Raw genomic sequence first — 13,773 nt, 5'->3', positions numbered from 1 at the left:
GCAGCTTAACCAGCCACTTCGAGACGGATGGGCGCAGTGGTGCGGACCAGGTCGCCCGCGGCCACGCGCACGACGGCCGGCCACGTGCCCGGCGTGGCCCAGGCAGGCGCTGCGAGCGTGAAGTCGAGCGGCAGCCGGCCCTGCCCCGGCAACAACCCGCCCACGCAGAACGGCCCGACGAACTCCCACGAGGAGCGCGGCGACAGCAACCGGGCCTGAACCGGCAGGTCACCGTGTGCACCGGAGGCGAGCACGACCCGCACCGTCGCCGATTCCCCCGGTCTGACCGACACCACGGCCGGCGCCGAGGCCACCCACAGCACCTCGACGGGGTCGTCGCCGTCCCACTCGGGCACGGTCAGCAGCACGACGTCGTAGACGTCGAAGGGCAGTCCCTCCAGCGTGGCGCGCACCGGGTGGCAGCCTGGGGTGCGCGGTGGCACCAGGCGCACCTCGGCCGACACGTAGCCGCCCGCCGGCAGCGACACCGGCAGCGAGTCCCACGACGCCGACCAGCCGTCGGGCAGAGAAAGCCGGACAACGCCGGAGAACGCAGGACCGTCCGACACGGCCACCACCCGCAGCCGGGTCGGGCCGAGCACCTCCAGGTGCACGTTCGCGGCCAGGCCGCCCAGCGGTGCGGGCTCGTGCAGCCAGTAGCGCGCGAACACCGGGGTCACGGCAGGTGAGACGGGCCCCAGCGGTGGCCCGGCCAACGCCAGCCGCGGCGCCACGGACGGCAAGGTGCCATTGGAAGGGCTGCGGGTGCCGAGCACGGCGTACAAAGAGGAAGGTCCCAGGTGCCCGACTTCGTTCCACAGCGTGAATGTCGTGGAGCCGACCATCTTCTCGCCGACCTCGCTGTGCCACACGGTCACCGGCCCGACCAGCCGGGGCGCTTCCAGAGCAGGGCCGTCGACGGCGACGAGAGAGGCGATCGGGTCGTACGACAGGACGTGGTGAGTGGACGCGATCTCGGTGCCGTAGCCGCGCTTCCAGCCGTGATCGGTGTCGTCCTCGACCAACGAGTAGGTGCGCCATCCGCGTGCGGGCACGTCACGTGCCAGGAACGTCACGGTCACGCCGTCCACCAACGTCGGCAGCACGACGCCGTCGAACTCCACGTGCACGTTGCGCTCGAACGGTAGATGCACGGACACGATGTCGGTGCACGCCGAGGACAACGGGTTCCACACGACCACCGACGAGTCCACAGTGGACGTCAAGGCCGCGAGCGACCGCGAGATGACGTCTGACTGCAGGTCGAAGGCCTCACGCGGGTGCGCCGCAGCAGCGCGTGAGAGTGCAGCGGTGGGATAAGTGGCCCCGGTCAGCCGAGCCGCGTGCGAAGCGAGCACGGCAGCAGGCGAGTCGTCCACAGGCGCAGGAGGCACGGGCGCGGACCCGCGCACGTAGTAGTCGCGCGGCAACGAGCAGATGATCCGCGGCCACGTGTAGCGCGCGCTCCAGTCGTGGTGGATCGCGGTCACCCACGGGTTCGGAGCCTCGCGATTGGAACCGACCGGCAGCATCACGTGCGGCGCGGCGGTTCCGGACCGCGCCTCCAGGAACGAGGAGTAGACCGACCGCTCGGCCTCGTCCAGCGACGAGGCCGCCAGCGACGGCCCTGGCGGCAGCGAGGACAACAGCGGCGGCACACCGACCACACCGGACTCGGACCCGACGACCTCGACCCGGCCCTCGGAGATCAGCCGCAGCAGCAACGAGCGGTGCTGCGGGAACGTGTCCCAGTACGGTTGCAGCAACTCGACCGACGTCACCGCGAACCGGTAGGCGGGATCGGTCAGCGCCAGGTCCAGGTGGGCGCGGAAAGCAGCGAACGGCGCGTCGCCCGCGACGTGCCCGACGAGGTGCACCGTCCACCCCGGCGAGCCCACGACCAGCGAGAACGTGCACGACTCCTCGCCGGAGGCCGACCGCACGACGGCCTGGGCGGGCACCACCGCACCGGGCGGGTGCTCGGACACGTCGACGGCGAGTTCGTAGCCGAACGGCCCCGGCACCAGCGAACCGCCGTGCCGCGGCGAGTGCAGGCCCGGCCCGGACACGTGCGCGTGCACCGGTCCAACCAGCGTGGGCGAGGTCAGCCGCACCACCTGCAGCAGTGCGGTCCGCGGTCCGACGAACAGCTCGGTGGACTCGGCGGCGATCACCGGACGATCGCACCACTGTTCACCAGGCGGCGAAATACCCCGATGGTGGCGTTCTACCTCTTCAGCATCCGGGTCAGACCGGCGGCCACGGTCGTGGCCAGGAGCCAGCCCGTCACGATCAGCCCGGACGCGATCCACTGCGACGCGCCCGGCGTCTGCCAGCGGTTCTTGTTGCCGAAGTCGACGATCGGCACCACCAGGTCGATCGTGTAGAGCCAGGCGTTCCACGGCAGGTGGTCGTCGTCGTTGATCTCGATCAACGGTCCCTTGACCTGGAACCAGATGCTGCCGACGACCCACGCCGCGATCAGCCACCCCAGCGCACGCGCCGGCCGGTAGCCGTAGCCGACCATCGACCGTTGCAGGAAGCTCCACACCAGCACCAGCGGACCGAAGAACCGCATGCCCTCGGCGACCGCGCGGTACCGCAGGCGCTGCTTCTCGATCAGCACGGTCGAGGCGTGCTCCTCGTTGCCGGCCGCGGTCAGCATCTCGGCGAACTGGTCGTACGGGCGGGGACGGTAGCTGCGCCGCATCGCCTGCCGCAGCCACCGCAGCCGCTGCTGCACCTGGTCGTCGTCGCGCAGGTCGATCGGATAGGCGAGCGAGTCGTACCGGAAGTCGTCGAGGTCGATGAAACCCGTGGTGTTCCAGAAGTTCTCGTTGTCCTCCAACGACGTGCAGCGCGCCTGCCGCAGCGTCACGAGGCCCTTGGGCGGCGACACGACGTTGAGCATCAGCTCCTGCACCTGCATGCCCATGGCGTTCAACGCGTGGCTGTCGAGCTTGTAGCCGAGCACCGCGCCGTTGAAGTTCGCCATCCGGCCGATCATCGCGCGGCGGCACCGCACGCCGCCATGCGCGACGAACTCCTTGTCGCCGCGCGCGCAGATGAGGTCGCGGCCGATCGTGGCGCCACCGATGTCGAGCGACGGCTTCTCGCGCGGCTGGTGCCGGTACTTGCCCGGCTTGATCAACCGGGTGCCCCGCAGGTCGAGGTTCGCGCCGACGGTGATGCCGCGCAGCTCCAGCCCGCCGGCGATGTCCGACTCGCGCACCACGAAGTTGCTGCCGATCTGGGAACGGTTGGCCAGCACGGCATCCGCGGCCGGGTTGTCCACAGTGGCCCGCTCGATGGTGATGCTGCCGCGCACGTGGGTGTCGACCATGCGCAGCTGGCCCTTGATCCGCACACCACGGCCGACGACGTCGCCGCCGATCTCCGCGCCGTCGACGTGCAACGCGCGGCCCGAGCCGGTCGGGTCGGTGCCGACCGACGGTGGCGACACGGCGTCCAGCACTGCTTCTGCCAGCGAGAACGTGCCGCCGATCTTCGCGTTCACGGCGCGGATCGTGCCCATGCTCGTGAAGCCGCGGTCGAGCGCCAGGTCGCCGGACACGTCCACGCGGTCGAGGAAGAGCGTGGCGGACGGGTCGGCGTGCGGGTCGTTGGAGGCCGTGAAGTCCGACCCGCGAGAGAGCGTCGCCCCACTCAACGACAGCGTCGAACTGATCCGGGCGTTGGCCAGGAACACCACGCCGTGCGAGGTGAACGCGCCGAGGAAGTTGCCGCCGACCTGCATGCCGTTGCCGTTCAACGTGAAGCCGTCGGCGTTCTCCAGCACGGCGCTGCCGAGGTTGACGTTGCCGCCGATGCGCGCGCCCGCGAGCCGTACCTCGCCCTCGGTGACGATGCCGAACCCGAGCAGCGCGCCCGCGACCGTCAGCCGGTCACCGTGCACGCACAGCCCGCCCGGCACGCTGAACCTGGTGTCCCGCAACAGGACCGAGCCCGCGATCTCGGCGTCGGTGAAGTCGGTCAGGCCCGAGACGCGGCAGTCGAGCAGCGACACGTCGTTGCCGCTGCTCAGGTTGCGCGCTTCGAGACCGGGCAGGTCGCAGTCGGTGAACGAGATGCCCGCCAGGTTCGCCTGCCGCAGGTCCGGCGCCGCCTCGAACTGGCAGCGCTCGAACTCCAGCACGTACGGCACCTCGACCGCGCGCAGGTCGAGCACGTCGGTGACCACCCGGTCCACCACGCGGATGACGGGTGGGGTGCTCGGCTTTCGCCGAGGCAACCTCCACCCGCCGCCACCAGAGTTGTCGTTCTCCCCCAACAGCCCCCGCAGCACGTCCGCCGCGGCGACTTTCCCCCTCGCCACCAGACCAGGCTAGGCCGGGTCGCGCGGACCGTGGTGCGTCGGGTCGAGCACGCGCGCCAGGAACTCCTGGGTGCGCGGCTCCTGCGGGTTGCCGATCACCTCGGCCGCCGGGCCCTCCTCGACGATGTAGCCGCCGTCCATGAAGATCACCTTGTCGGCGACCTCGCGGGCGAACTGCATCTCGTGCGTCACGACCAGCATCGTCATGCCCTCGTCGGCGAGCTGGCGCATCACGCCGAGCACGTCACCGACGAGCTCGGGGTCGAGCGCCGAGGTGGGCTCGTCGAACAGCATCACGTCGGGGTCCATCGACAGCGCGCGGGCGATCGCCACGCGCTGCTGCTGGCCGCCGGAGAGCTGCGCGGGCATCGAGTTGGCCTTCTCCTTCAGGCCGACCCGGTCCAGGTTGCGCAGGGCGATCTCCTGCGCCTCCTTCTCGCCTCGCTTGAGCACCTTGCGCTGCGCGACGGTGAGGTTCGCGAGGACGTTCAGGTGCGAGAACAGGTTGAACGACTGGAAGACCATGCCGATCTTCGTGCGCGCCCGGTCGATGTCGACGTCGTGGTCGGTCAGCTCGACACCGTTGACGACGATCTTGCCGTCGTTCGGCTCCTCCAGCAGGTTCACGCAGCGCAGCAACGTCGACTTGCCGGAACCGGACGGGCCGATGATGCAGACCACGTCACCGCGGTTGACCGTGACGTCGATGCCCTTGAGGACGTCCAACGAGCCGAACGACTTCTTCAGCCCGGTGATCTCAACGGAAATCTCGCTCACAGGACGGACACCTTCTTCCCGCCGGAGCGGCGCTCCAGGTACCTCGACAGGTATCCGAGAGGCAACGTGATGATCAGGTAGCACAGACCGACGACGAGGATCGGGGTGAGCGACGGGCTGCGGCTCAGCGTCTCCCGCCCGAACTTCGTCAGCTCGTACTGGTCACGGGCGAGCCCGATGATGTAGATCAGCGAGGAGTCCTTGGTCAGCAGGATCAGCTCGTTGGTCAGCGGCGGCAGGATGATCCGGAAGGCCTGCGGGATCACGATGGTGATCATCGCGCGGCCCTGCGACATGCCCAGCGAGCGCGCCGCCTCGACCTGCCCCTTCGGCACGGCCTGGATGCCGGCGCGGATGGTCTCGGCCATGTAGGCGGCACCGACGATGCCGAGCGCCAGCATGACCGTGGAGTAGATGTCGAACTGGATCTGGAACGCGAGCGGCACACCGAACGCGAGGCCGATGAACACCAGCAGCGCCGGGATGCCGCGGAAGAACTCGATGTAGATCGTCGCGATCCACCGGTACGGCGCGATCGACGAGAGCTTCATCAACGCGAGGACGAGTCCGAGCGCGAGGCCGAAGGCGAAGCCGAGTGCGGTGTAGATGAGCGTGTTCTTCAACGCGATGGTGATGACGTTGGGGAACATGTCCCCCATCGTCTTGAAGTTGAAGAACGCCGTGCGGATCTGCTCCCAGTCGGCGAGGAACGCGATCACCACGGCGATGACGACGAGCAGCGTGTACTGCGAGTACCGGAAGTATTCGGCCCGCTTGCGCTTGGACAGCGCCATGTACGACTCCTAGCGGATGTGGTTCGGACGCCAACGGGGCGGCGCCTGCGCCGCCCCGTTGGCTAGAGAGCTACTTCTTCTCCGGCTTCTTGCCGAACCACTTCTCGTAGATCTTGTCGTACTCGCCGCTGTCCTTGGCCTTCTTCAGGACCTCGTTGACCTTGGTCAGCAGCGCGGTGTTGCCCTTCTTCACGCCGATGCCGTACTGCTCGTTCGTCTGGAACTCGGCGGAGACCGCGGTGTCCGGGAACTCCTTGACGTAGTCGAAGAGCACGCCGTTGTCGTTGATCGCGGCGTCGACGGCGCCGGTGCGCACGGCCGTCTCCATCAGCGGAAGGTCTTCGAACTGGATGACCTCGTAGCCGTTGGCGGCCTTGTTGTCGTTGGCGTAGATCTCACCGGTGGTGTCCTGCTGGACACCGATCTTCTTGCCCTTGAGATCCGCCAGCGACTTGATCGGCGAGTCCTTCTTGACCAGCAGCGCCTGCGTGGCCTCGAAGTACGGGTCGGAGAAGTCGATCGACTGCTTGCGCTCCTCCTTGATGGTCATGCCCGCGGCGGCGACGTCGCACTGGTTCGCGTTGAAGCTCGCGCCCGACGTGATCGTCTCGAACTGGGTGTCGAAGATTTCCTGCTGGACACCCAGGTCCTTGGCGATCAGGTCGACCAGATCGACGTCGAAGCCGACGGTCTTGTCACCATCGGTGTACTGGAACGGCTTGTAGGACAGGTGGGTGCAGGTGACGAGCTTGCCTTCCTTGACAAGCTTGATCCCACCATCGGTGGTGCCACCGCCGCTGTTGGTGCTCGTCGCGCATCCGGCGAGCGCGGTCAGCGCAAGGGCCGCTGCGGGCAGTAGGGCGAGCACGTGCCTGGGTCGACGAGCCACTGCGTCACTCCTCGTAACTGTCGCGGACGAGTGAACGGGATCCTGCCACTCGGGTGACGCGGTGGACAGCACGTGGGTGTTACAGGCCACTGCCTTGCAATGATTTTGCGTCAAATCGGTCTATCGGGCACAGAATCTTGCGCGATTTGGCTCAGATCACACAACGTCTTCACGTATTGCACACGAATGATAACCATCTGCGAGCGTGTCCTTGATCAGGATTTGATCACGACGGTGCTGGTCAGCGTGTTCTTTCGGCCAGCAGACCCGCCACCAGAGCGGTCCAGCCGGTCTGGTGCGTGGCCCCGAGGCCTTCACCCGTGTCCCCGTCGAAGTACTCGCTGAAGGTGACGTGCCTGCGCCAAAGAGGTGACTCGGAGGCCTCGATCCGCTTGCCGTCCGACGGCCGGCGCCCGTCGTGGTCGGGCAGGAACAGCCCGACGAGCCGGTCGCTCAGCTCGTCCGCGACGGTGCCCGCGGTGACCCAGCGTCCGGAGTGCGTCGGCATCTCGACCTGGAACATGCCGTCGTGGAACGCGCAGACCGTGCGCAGCGCCTCCACCAGCAGCGCGTTGGTGGGCAGCCAGACCGGGCCGCGCCAGTTCGAGTTGCCGCCGAACATCGGCGTGTGCGACTCGCCCGGCTCGTAGCCCATGCGGTGGTCCTGGCCCGCGACCTTGACCTCCAGGCCCTCGCGGTGGGCCGCGGAGAGGCTGCGGATCCCGTGCGGCGACAGGAACTCCTGCTCGTCGAGCATCCGGTGCAGCACGCGCTTGAGCTTCTGCTCGTCGAGCAACGACACGAACGCGCCGCGCTCGTAGTGGAACGTGATGAACTGCCGCAGCTCGGGCCGCCGCTTGAGCAGGTGCTCCAGTCGGCTCGTGAACCCCTGCAGCTCTTCGAGCACCCACGGTTCGAGGACAGCGCCGGCCAGCAACGGGATCAGGCCGACCATCGACCGCACGCGCACCGGCTCGGACTCGACACCGCCGTCGGGCCGGCGCCGTGAGACGCGGTCGTAGCAGAAGCCGTCCTCGTCGTGCCAGATGCCGCCGCCGTGCGAGCCGAAGTGCGTGAACGCCTCCGCGATCGACAGGAAGTGCTCGACGAACTTCGTCGCGACGTCCTCGTAGGACTCGTCGTCGCGCGCCAGCTCCAGCGCGATCTGCATGAGGTGCAGGCTGTACGCGGCCATCCACGACGTGGCGTCGGACTGCTCCAGCCGCCACTCGCCCAGCATCGGCTCGGACCGGTTGACCGGCCCGATGTTGTCCATGCCGAGGAACCCGCCCTCGAACAGGTAGCTGCCGTCGGCGTCCTTGCGGTTGACCCACCAGGAGAAGTTGAGCAGCAGCTTGTGGAAGATCTTGGCGAGGAACCCGCGGTCCCTGCTGCCGTCCGCGCGGTAGACCTGCAACGCCGCCCACGCGTGCACCGGCGGGTTGACGTCGCCGAACTCCCACTCGTAGGCGGGAATCTGGCCGTTCGGGTGCATCATCCACTCACGGCAGAACAGCAGCAGCTGCTCCTTCGCGAACGCCGGGTCGACCAGCGTGAACGGGATGGTGTGGAACGCGAGGTCCCACGCCGCGAACCACGGGTACTCCCACTCGTCCGGCATCGAGATCACGTCGGCGACGTCGAGATGCCGCCAGTGCACGTTGCGCGCCTCGGGCGTGCGTCTGGAACTGGGCGCTTCGGGCTTCGTCGGATCGCCGTCGAGCCAGTCGCGGGTGCGGAACCGGTAGTGCTGCTTCGTCCACATGAGACCCGCCAGCGCGCGCCGCAGCACGTGCTTCTCCTCGGGCCTGGTCTGCGGCGCGATGGCGTCGTGGAACTCGTCGGCCTCGGCGCCGCGCTGCCGCATCGTCTCTTCGAAGCTCGGCCCGAACGGGTCCAGGTGCCCGTCGCCGCCGATGAGCCGCAGCCGGATCGTCACCGTCTCGCCCGGCTCCACGGGGTCGAACGAGTACCAGGCCGCGAACTTCGTGCCCGCCACCCCGGCGTCGTCCGGCCCCACGACCTGACAGGTGCTCGTACTGCCGCGCACCACGTAGTCGCAGATGCCGTCCTTGGTCCTCGGCGACGGGTTGCGCTCGGCCCCGAAGAGCGACACCTCGTTGGTCTCGTTGTCCGTCATGAGCATCGACGGCGAGTCGTCCAGATGCAGCGTGTACCGGCCGAGGTTGCCGTGGTCAGCGGTGACCTTGCGTCCGGCCGTGGTGCTCGCAACGAGCTGACACGGCCGTTGGTCGCGGCCCCACGCCCACGTGTTGCGGAACCACAGCTGCGGCAGGAGGTGCAACGGCGCGTCCTCAGGGCCGTGGTTCGTCGCACTGATCTCGATGCAGATGTCGTCCGTCTCGGCCTTCGCGTAGGTGACCTGGACGTCGAAGAACCGGTTCTCGTCGAGCACCCCGGTGTCGCTCAGTTCGGGCTCGCGGTTCTCCCGGCCTGCGTTGCGCGCCATCTCGCGCAGCTGCTCGTAGGGGAACTCGCGGTGCGGATACCGGTAGACGACCTGCATCCAGGAGTGGGTGGGCGTCCCGTCGGTCACCCACCAGTGCTCCTTGACGTCCTCACCGTGGTTGCCCTCGTCGTTGGTGAGGCCGAAGTACCGCTCCTTGAGGATCGGGTCCTTGCCGTTCCACAGGGCGACGGCGAAGTTCATGAACCCGTGCACGTCGCAGATGCCGGCGATGCCGTCCTCGCCCCAGCGGTAGGCGCGCGAACGGGCGTGGTCGAACGGGAACGACGCCCACGCGTCACCCTCGGGCGAGTAGTCCTCGCGGACCGTGCCCCACTGGCGACCCGAGAGGTACGGCCCCCACAGCCGCCACGGCGAAGTCGGTGTGTCCGACTCCGCGAGACGCGCCCGTTCCGCATGTTCGCCCATCACCCCAGTGTGGGACACCAGGTAGGACGGCCGGTCGGGCCCGGGTGTGGTCTGAGTCCTACCTCACTAAAAGCAGGGTCAGGACCGCTTCGAGTGCGAGTCGAGGACGAGCGCCACGGCCTCGGTGATCCGAGCAGCGTGCGCCAGGTGCAGCCACTCGTCGGGCACGTGGCAGTTGGAGTCCGGCCCGATCGCCCCGGTCACCACGAACTGCGCGTCCGGGTAGGCCTCGTGCAGCAGTCCCATGAACGGGATCGAGCCGCCCAGCGACACGGTCCGCCAAGGCGCGCCGAACACGTCCTTGCCGGCCTCGTCCAACACCTGCGAGAGCCAGGGCGCGAGCTCAGGCGCGTTCCAGCCGTCCGCGAACTCGACCCGCGAGAGCTCCACGGTCGCGCCGTAGGGCACGTCGGTGGTGAGCTTCTGCTTGACGGCCTCCAGTGCCGCGGCGGCGTCGGCCGTCGGCGGCAGGCGGAACGAGAGCACCAGCGTCGTGAACGGGCGCAGCACGTTGCCCGCGTCGTCCGGCAGGGGCAGGCCCTCGGCGCCGGTCACGGACAGGGTCGGCCGCCAGCCCGAGTTCAGCGCCAGCTCGACCTCGTCGTCGGACATCGGCCGCAGGTCGCCGACGCGCGGCACCGCACCCCACAGGGCACCCGGCGCGGCCTCGACGGCCTCGCGGACCTCGGCCAGCCGCCCCGCCGGGATCTCGACGTGCATCTCCGGCACGAGGACCTCGCCGGTCTCCGAGTTCTCCAGCCGGTCCAGCAGCACCCGCGCGATCCGGAACGACGACGGCACGATGCCGGACGCCATGCCGGAGTGCAGGCCGCCGTCGAGCACCCGCACGGTGGCCGTGACCTGCACCAGGCCGCGCAGCGACGTCGTCAGCCACATGCGGTCGTAGTCGGAGCCGCCCGAGTCCAGGCAGACGACGAGCGACACGCGGCCCAGGCGATCGGACAGGTGCTCCAAGTACGCGGGCAGGTCGGGCGAACCCGACTCCTCGCCGGTTTCCAGCAACACGACGCAACGGGCGTGCGATCCACCGGCGGCGCGCACGGCCTCGATAGCGGCGATTGCGGCATATCCGGAGTAACCGTCATCGGCCGCGCCACGGCCGTAGAGACGTCCGTCACGCAGGACCGGGGTCCACGGACCGAGGCCTTCGCTCCAACCGCCCACCGGCGGCTGCTTGTCGAGATGTCCGTAGAGCAACACCGTGTCGTCGGACGAGTTACCTGATGCGGGCACGTCGACCATCAGCAGCGGCGTACGTCCCGCCAGTTGGACGACTTCCAGCACCGCTCCGGGAAGGTCGCGTGACTCGATCCAGAGGCGCACGTGCTCGATCGCGGCGGCCAGTTCGCCGTGCTCTTCCCAGGCGGGGTCGAACGCGGGCGAGATCGCCGGCACGGCGACGAGCTGAGACAGGCTCGGGACGATGTCGTCGTCCCAGAGCGTCCTGACGGTGCTGGTCACAAGTGAGCGGTCCACCTCTCGATCCTGTCACGACTCCGCCTCCGCTCGCGTCCGTAGCCTCTACTCAGAGACCCGCAGCTAAGTTAACGATCGGTAACCGGGACATCGGCGTCCGGTAATCGGACGGCCTAGTCGGAGGACAAAAGGTCGAACCTCCGACTGTTGTCGCTGATCAGAACGTTGACTCGTGTGTTACGAAGTGGGACGGGTCTCACCAACTCGGGTGAGGCCGTGTCAGGATGTGGTCGTAAGCCACCGTCACCGTCGACGGCTGCCTCCGGCCCCACAGGGTTGGCGGCGACCGCCGACGTCGCCGCACGAGGTCGTCACGAGCGATCAGGCGGTCGGAGTAGACAGAGGAGAAGGCGCATGTCGTCCCCTGAGCAATGGACGCACCCTGAGCCGGATGCAGCGCCGGCCGCCACTGCCGCAAAACCGACAGCGGAACAGGTGATCGCAGGCTTGCGAGCGACAGACGAGGGCGGTGCCGACCTGGTGCAGCTGCTCACCCCGGAGGGTGAGCGGGTCCAGCACCCGGACTTCGACATCGACATCACGCCGGAGGAACTGCGCGGTCTCTACCGCGACATGGTCCTGATCCGCCGGGTCGACCGCGAGGCGAACGCCCTGCAGCGCAAGGGCCAGCTCGGCATCTGGGTGCCGCTGCTCGGCCAGGAGGCAGCGCAGATCGGCGCCGGCCGCGCGATGCGCCAGACGGACATGGCGTTCCCGAGCTACCGCGAGCACGGCATCGCGTGGACGCGCGGGATCAACCCGACGGAGCTGCTCGGCATCTTCCGCGGCACCGACCAGGGCACCTGGGACCCGGTCGAGAAGCGCTTCCACCCGTACACGATCGTCATCGGCAACCAGGTCCTCAACGCGGCCGGTTACGCGATGGGCCAGAAGTTCGACGGCAAGGTCGGCGACGACGAGGGAGAAGCCACCATGTGCTTCTTCGGCGACGGCGCGACCAGCCAGGGTGACGTGCACGAGGGCTTCGTGTGGGCCGCGGTCTACGACGCGCCGCTCGTCTTCTTCTGCCAGAACAACCAGTGGGCCATCTCCGAGCCCACCGAACGCCAGTCGCGCCTGCCGCTGTACCAGCGCGCCCGCGGCTACGGCTTCCCCGGCATCCGCGTCGACGGCAACGACGTCCTCGCGACGCTCGCCGTGACGAAGTGGGCGCTGGACGAGTGCCGTCACGGCAACGGCCCGATCCTGATCGAGGCGTTCACCTACCGGATGGACGCGCACACCACCTCCGACGACCCGACGCGCTACCGGCTGTCGGACGAGCTGGAGATGTGGAAGCTCAAGGACCCGATCGAGCGCGTGAAGGTCTACCTGGTCCGCCAGCAGTGGGCCGACCACGAGTTCTTCGAGAGCGTCGAGGCGGACGCCGACAAGCTGGGAGAGGAGCTGCGGGAGTTCTGCACGAACATGCCCGATCCGCCCGCTGAACGGATCTTCAGCAACGTGTACGCGGAGGGCAGCCCCGTCCTCGACGCGCAGCGCGACGAATTCCTCGACTACGTCTCGGGTTTTGCTGGAGGTGAGCACTGATGGCTGCTCCGACCATGGACCGTTCCTCGGCTGCTGCTCCGGCGTCCCCGGTGCAGACGCTCACGATCTCCAAGGCGCTCAACATGGGCTTGCGGGCGGCCATGGAGGCCAACCCCAAGGTCATCATGATGGGCGAGGACATCGGCAAGCTCGGCGGCGTCTTCCGGATCACGGACGGCCTGCAGAAGGACTTCGGTGAGCAGCGCGTGCTCGACACGCCGCTCGCGGAGTCCGGCATCATCGGCACCGCCGTGGGCCTCGCGATCCGCGGCTACCGCCCGGTGTGCGAGATCCAGTTCGACGGCTTCATCTTCCCGGGCTTCGACCAGATCGTGTCGCAGGTCGCGAAGCTGCACTACCGCACGCAGGGCAAGATCAAGCTGCCCATCGTGATCCGCGTGCCGTTCGGTGGCGGCATCGGTGCGGTCGAGCACCACTCGGAGTCCCCGGAGTCGTACTTCGCGCACACCGCCGGCCTCAAGGTCGTCTCGTGCTCGAACCCGGCCGACGCGTACTGGATGATCCAGCAGGCGATCGACAGCGACGACCCGGTGCTGTTCTTCGAGCCCAAGCGCCGCTACTACGAGAAGGGCGAGGTCGACACCACGGCCCAGCCCGGCAAGCTGTTCGAGTCGCGCGTTCTGCGTCCCGGCACGGACGCGACGCTGGTGGCCTACGGCCCGATGGTCCGCACCTCTCTCGACGCCGCGAACGCGGCCGCTGAGGACGGCACGTCGCTGGAGGTCATCGACCTGCGCACGCTGTCGCCGCTGGACCTCGCACCGGTCTACGACTCGGTGCGCCGCACCGGCCGCCTGATCGTCGTGTCCGAGGCGCCGTCCGAGTCCTCGATCGCCAGCGAGATTGCAGCCAAGGTCCAGCAGGAGTGCTTCTACTCGCTGCAGGCACCGGTGCTGCGGGTGACCGGTTTCGACACCCCGTACCCGCCCTCGAAGCTCGAGGAGGAGTTCCTCCCCGACCTCGACCGGGTGCTGCACGCCGTCGACCGCTCTCTCGCCTGGTAAGGGGACAA

Annotated in this window: 9 protein-coding genes; 2 read left to right on the top strand and 7 right to left on the bottom strand. The window is 68.4% G+C overall.

Annotated elements, in window-relative coordinates; translation table 11 throughout:
* Positions 1 to 5: 5 nt before the first annotated feature.
* The 7 genes from SK571_RS07885 to SK571_RS07855 all read right to left on the bottom strand — a co-directional run bounded on the left by SK571_RS07885 (position 6) and on the right by SK571_RS07855 (position 11,189).
* On the bottom strand, positions 6 to 2,174 hold the full coding sequence (locus SK571_RS07885) for an NEW3 domain-containing protein (protein WP_319983360.1): 2,169 nt from the start codon (positions 2,172 to 2,174) through the stop codon (positions 6 to 8).
* 53 nt (positions 2,175 to 2,227) lie between these two features.
* Complete coding sequence (locus SK571_RS07880) at positions 2,228 to 4,336, bottom strand: hypothetical protein (RefSeq protein WP_319983359.1); 2,109 nt, start codon at positions 4,334 to 4,336, stop codon at positions 2,228 to 2,230.
* 9 nt (positions 4,337 to 4,345) lie between these two features.
* Positions 4,346 to 5,113 (bottom strand): amino acid ABC transporter ATP-binding protein, encoded by a 768-nt coding sequence (locus tag SK571_RS07875; protein WP_319983358.1) that lies wholly within the window; start codon positions 5,111 to 5,113, stop codon positions 4,346 to 4,348.
* Positions 5,110 to 5,907, bottom strand: coding sequence for an amino acid ABC transporter permease (locus SK571_RS07870; RefSeq protein ID WP_189157426.1), 798 nt, complete (start codon positions 5,905 to 5,907; stop codon positions 5,110 to 5,112). Before SK571_RS07870 ends, SK571_RS07875 begins: the two co-directional genes overlap by 4 nt.
* Before the next feature lie 70 nt (positions 5,908 to 5,977).
* The gene (locus SK571_RS07865; protein WP_319983357.1) at positions 5,978 to 6,796 is read right to left on the bottom strand and encodes a basic amino acid ABC transporter substrate-binding protein; all 819 of its coding nucleotides are present in this window, start codon (positions 6,794 to 6,796) and stop codon (positions 5,978 to 5,980) included.
* Positions 6,797 to 7,037: 241 nt separating this feature from the next.
* Positions 7,038 to 9,692 carry an MGH1-like glycoside hydrolase domain-containing protein gene (locus SK571_RS07860; protein WP_319983356.1) on the bottom strand — a complete coding sequence of 885 codons (2,655 nt, stop codon included), beginning with the start codon at positions 9,690 to 9,692 and terminating at the stop codon, positions 7,038 to 7,040.
* Positions 9,693 to 9,770: 78 nt separating this feature from the next.
* Positions 9,771 to 11,189, bottom strand: coding sequence for a M20/M25/M40 family metallo-hydrolase (locus SK571_RS07855; protein ID WP_319983355.1), 1,419 nt, complete (start codon positions 11,187 to 11,189; stop codon positions 9,771 to 9,773).
* 354 nt (positions 11,190 to 11,543) lie between these two features.
* On the opposite strand from SK571_RS07855, the gene pdhA reads away from it, so the two are divergent.
* Positions 11,544 to 12,740 carry a pyruvate dehydrogenase (acetyl-transferring) E1 component subunit alpha gene (pdhA, locus tag SK571_RS07850; protein ID WP_319983354.1) on the top strand — a complete coding sequence of 399 codons (1,197 nt, stop codon included), beginning with the start codon at positions 11,544 to 11,546 and terminating at the stop codon, positions 12,738 to 12,740.
* Positions 12,740 to 13,765: an alpha-ketoacid dehydrogenase subunit beta gene (locus SK571_RS07845; RefSeq protein WP_319983353.1), complete on the top strand. Its 1,026-nt coding sequence runs from the start codon at positions 12,740 to 12,742 to the stop codon at positions 13,763 to 13,765. The genes pdhA and SK571_RS07845 overlap by 1 nt, the downstream gene beginning before the upstream one ends.
* The last annotated feature ends 8 nt before the right edge of the window (positions 13,766 to 13,773 follow it).

This window comes from Lentzea kristufekii, from assembly GCF_033949925.1.
In the GTDB taxonomy this organism is placed as follows: domain Bacteria; phylum Actinomycetota; class Actinomycetes; order Mycobacteriales; family Pseudonocardiaceae; genus Lentzea; species Lentzea kristufekii.
Note: the sequence above shows the minus strand (reverse complement) of the source record. Positions and strands in the feature narration are given on the sequence as shown.

Excerpts from the sequence above, each read along its gene's own strand:
- SK571_RS07870 (WP_189157426.1), bottom strand. The coding sequence starts at position 5,907 with ATGGCGCTGTCCAAGCGCAAGCGGGCCGAATACTTCCGGTACTCGCAG.
- SK571_RS07860 (WP_319983356.1), bottom strand. The coding sequence starts at position 9,692 with ATGGGCGAACATGCGGAACGGGCGCGTCTCGCGGAGTCGGACACACCG.
- pdhA (WP_319983354.1), top strand. The coding sequence starts at position 11,544 with ATGTCGTCCCCTGAGCAATGGACGCACCCTGAGCCGGATGCAGCGCCG.
- SK571_RS07845 (WP_319983353.1), top strand. The coding sequence starts at position 12,740 with ATGGCTGCTCCGACCATGGACCGTTCCTCGGCTGCTGCTCCGGCGTCC.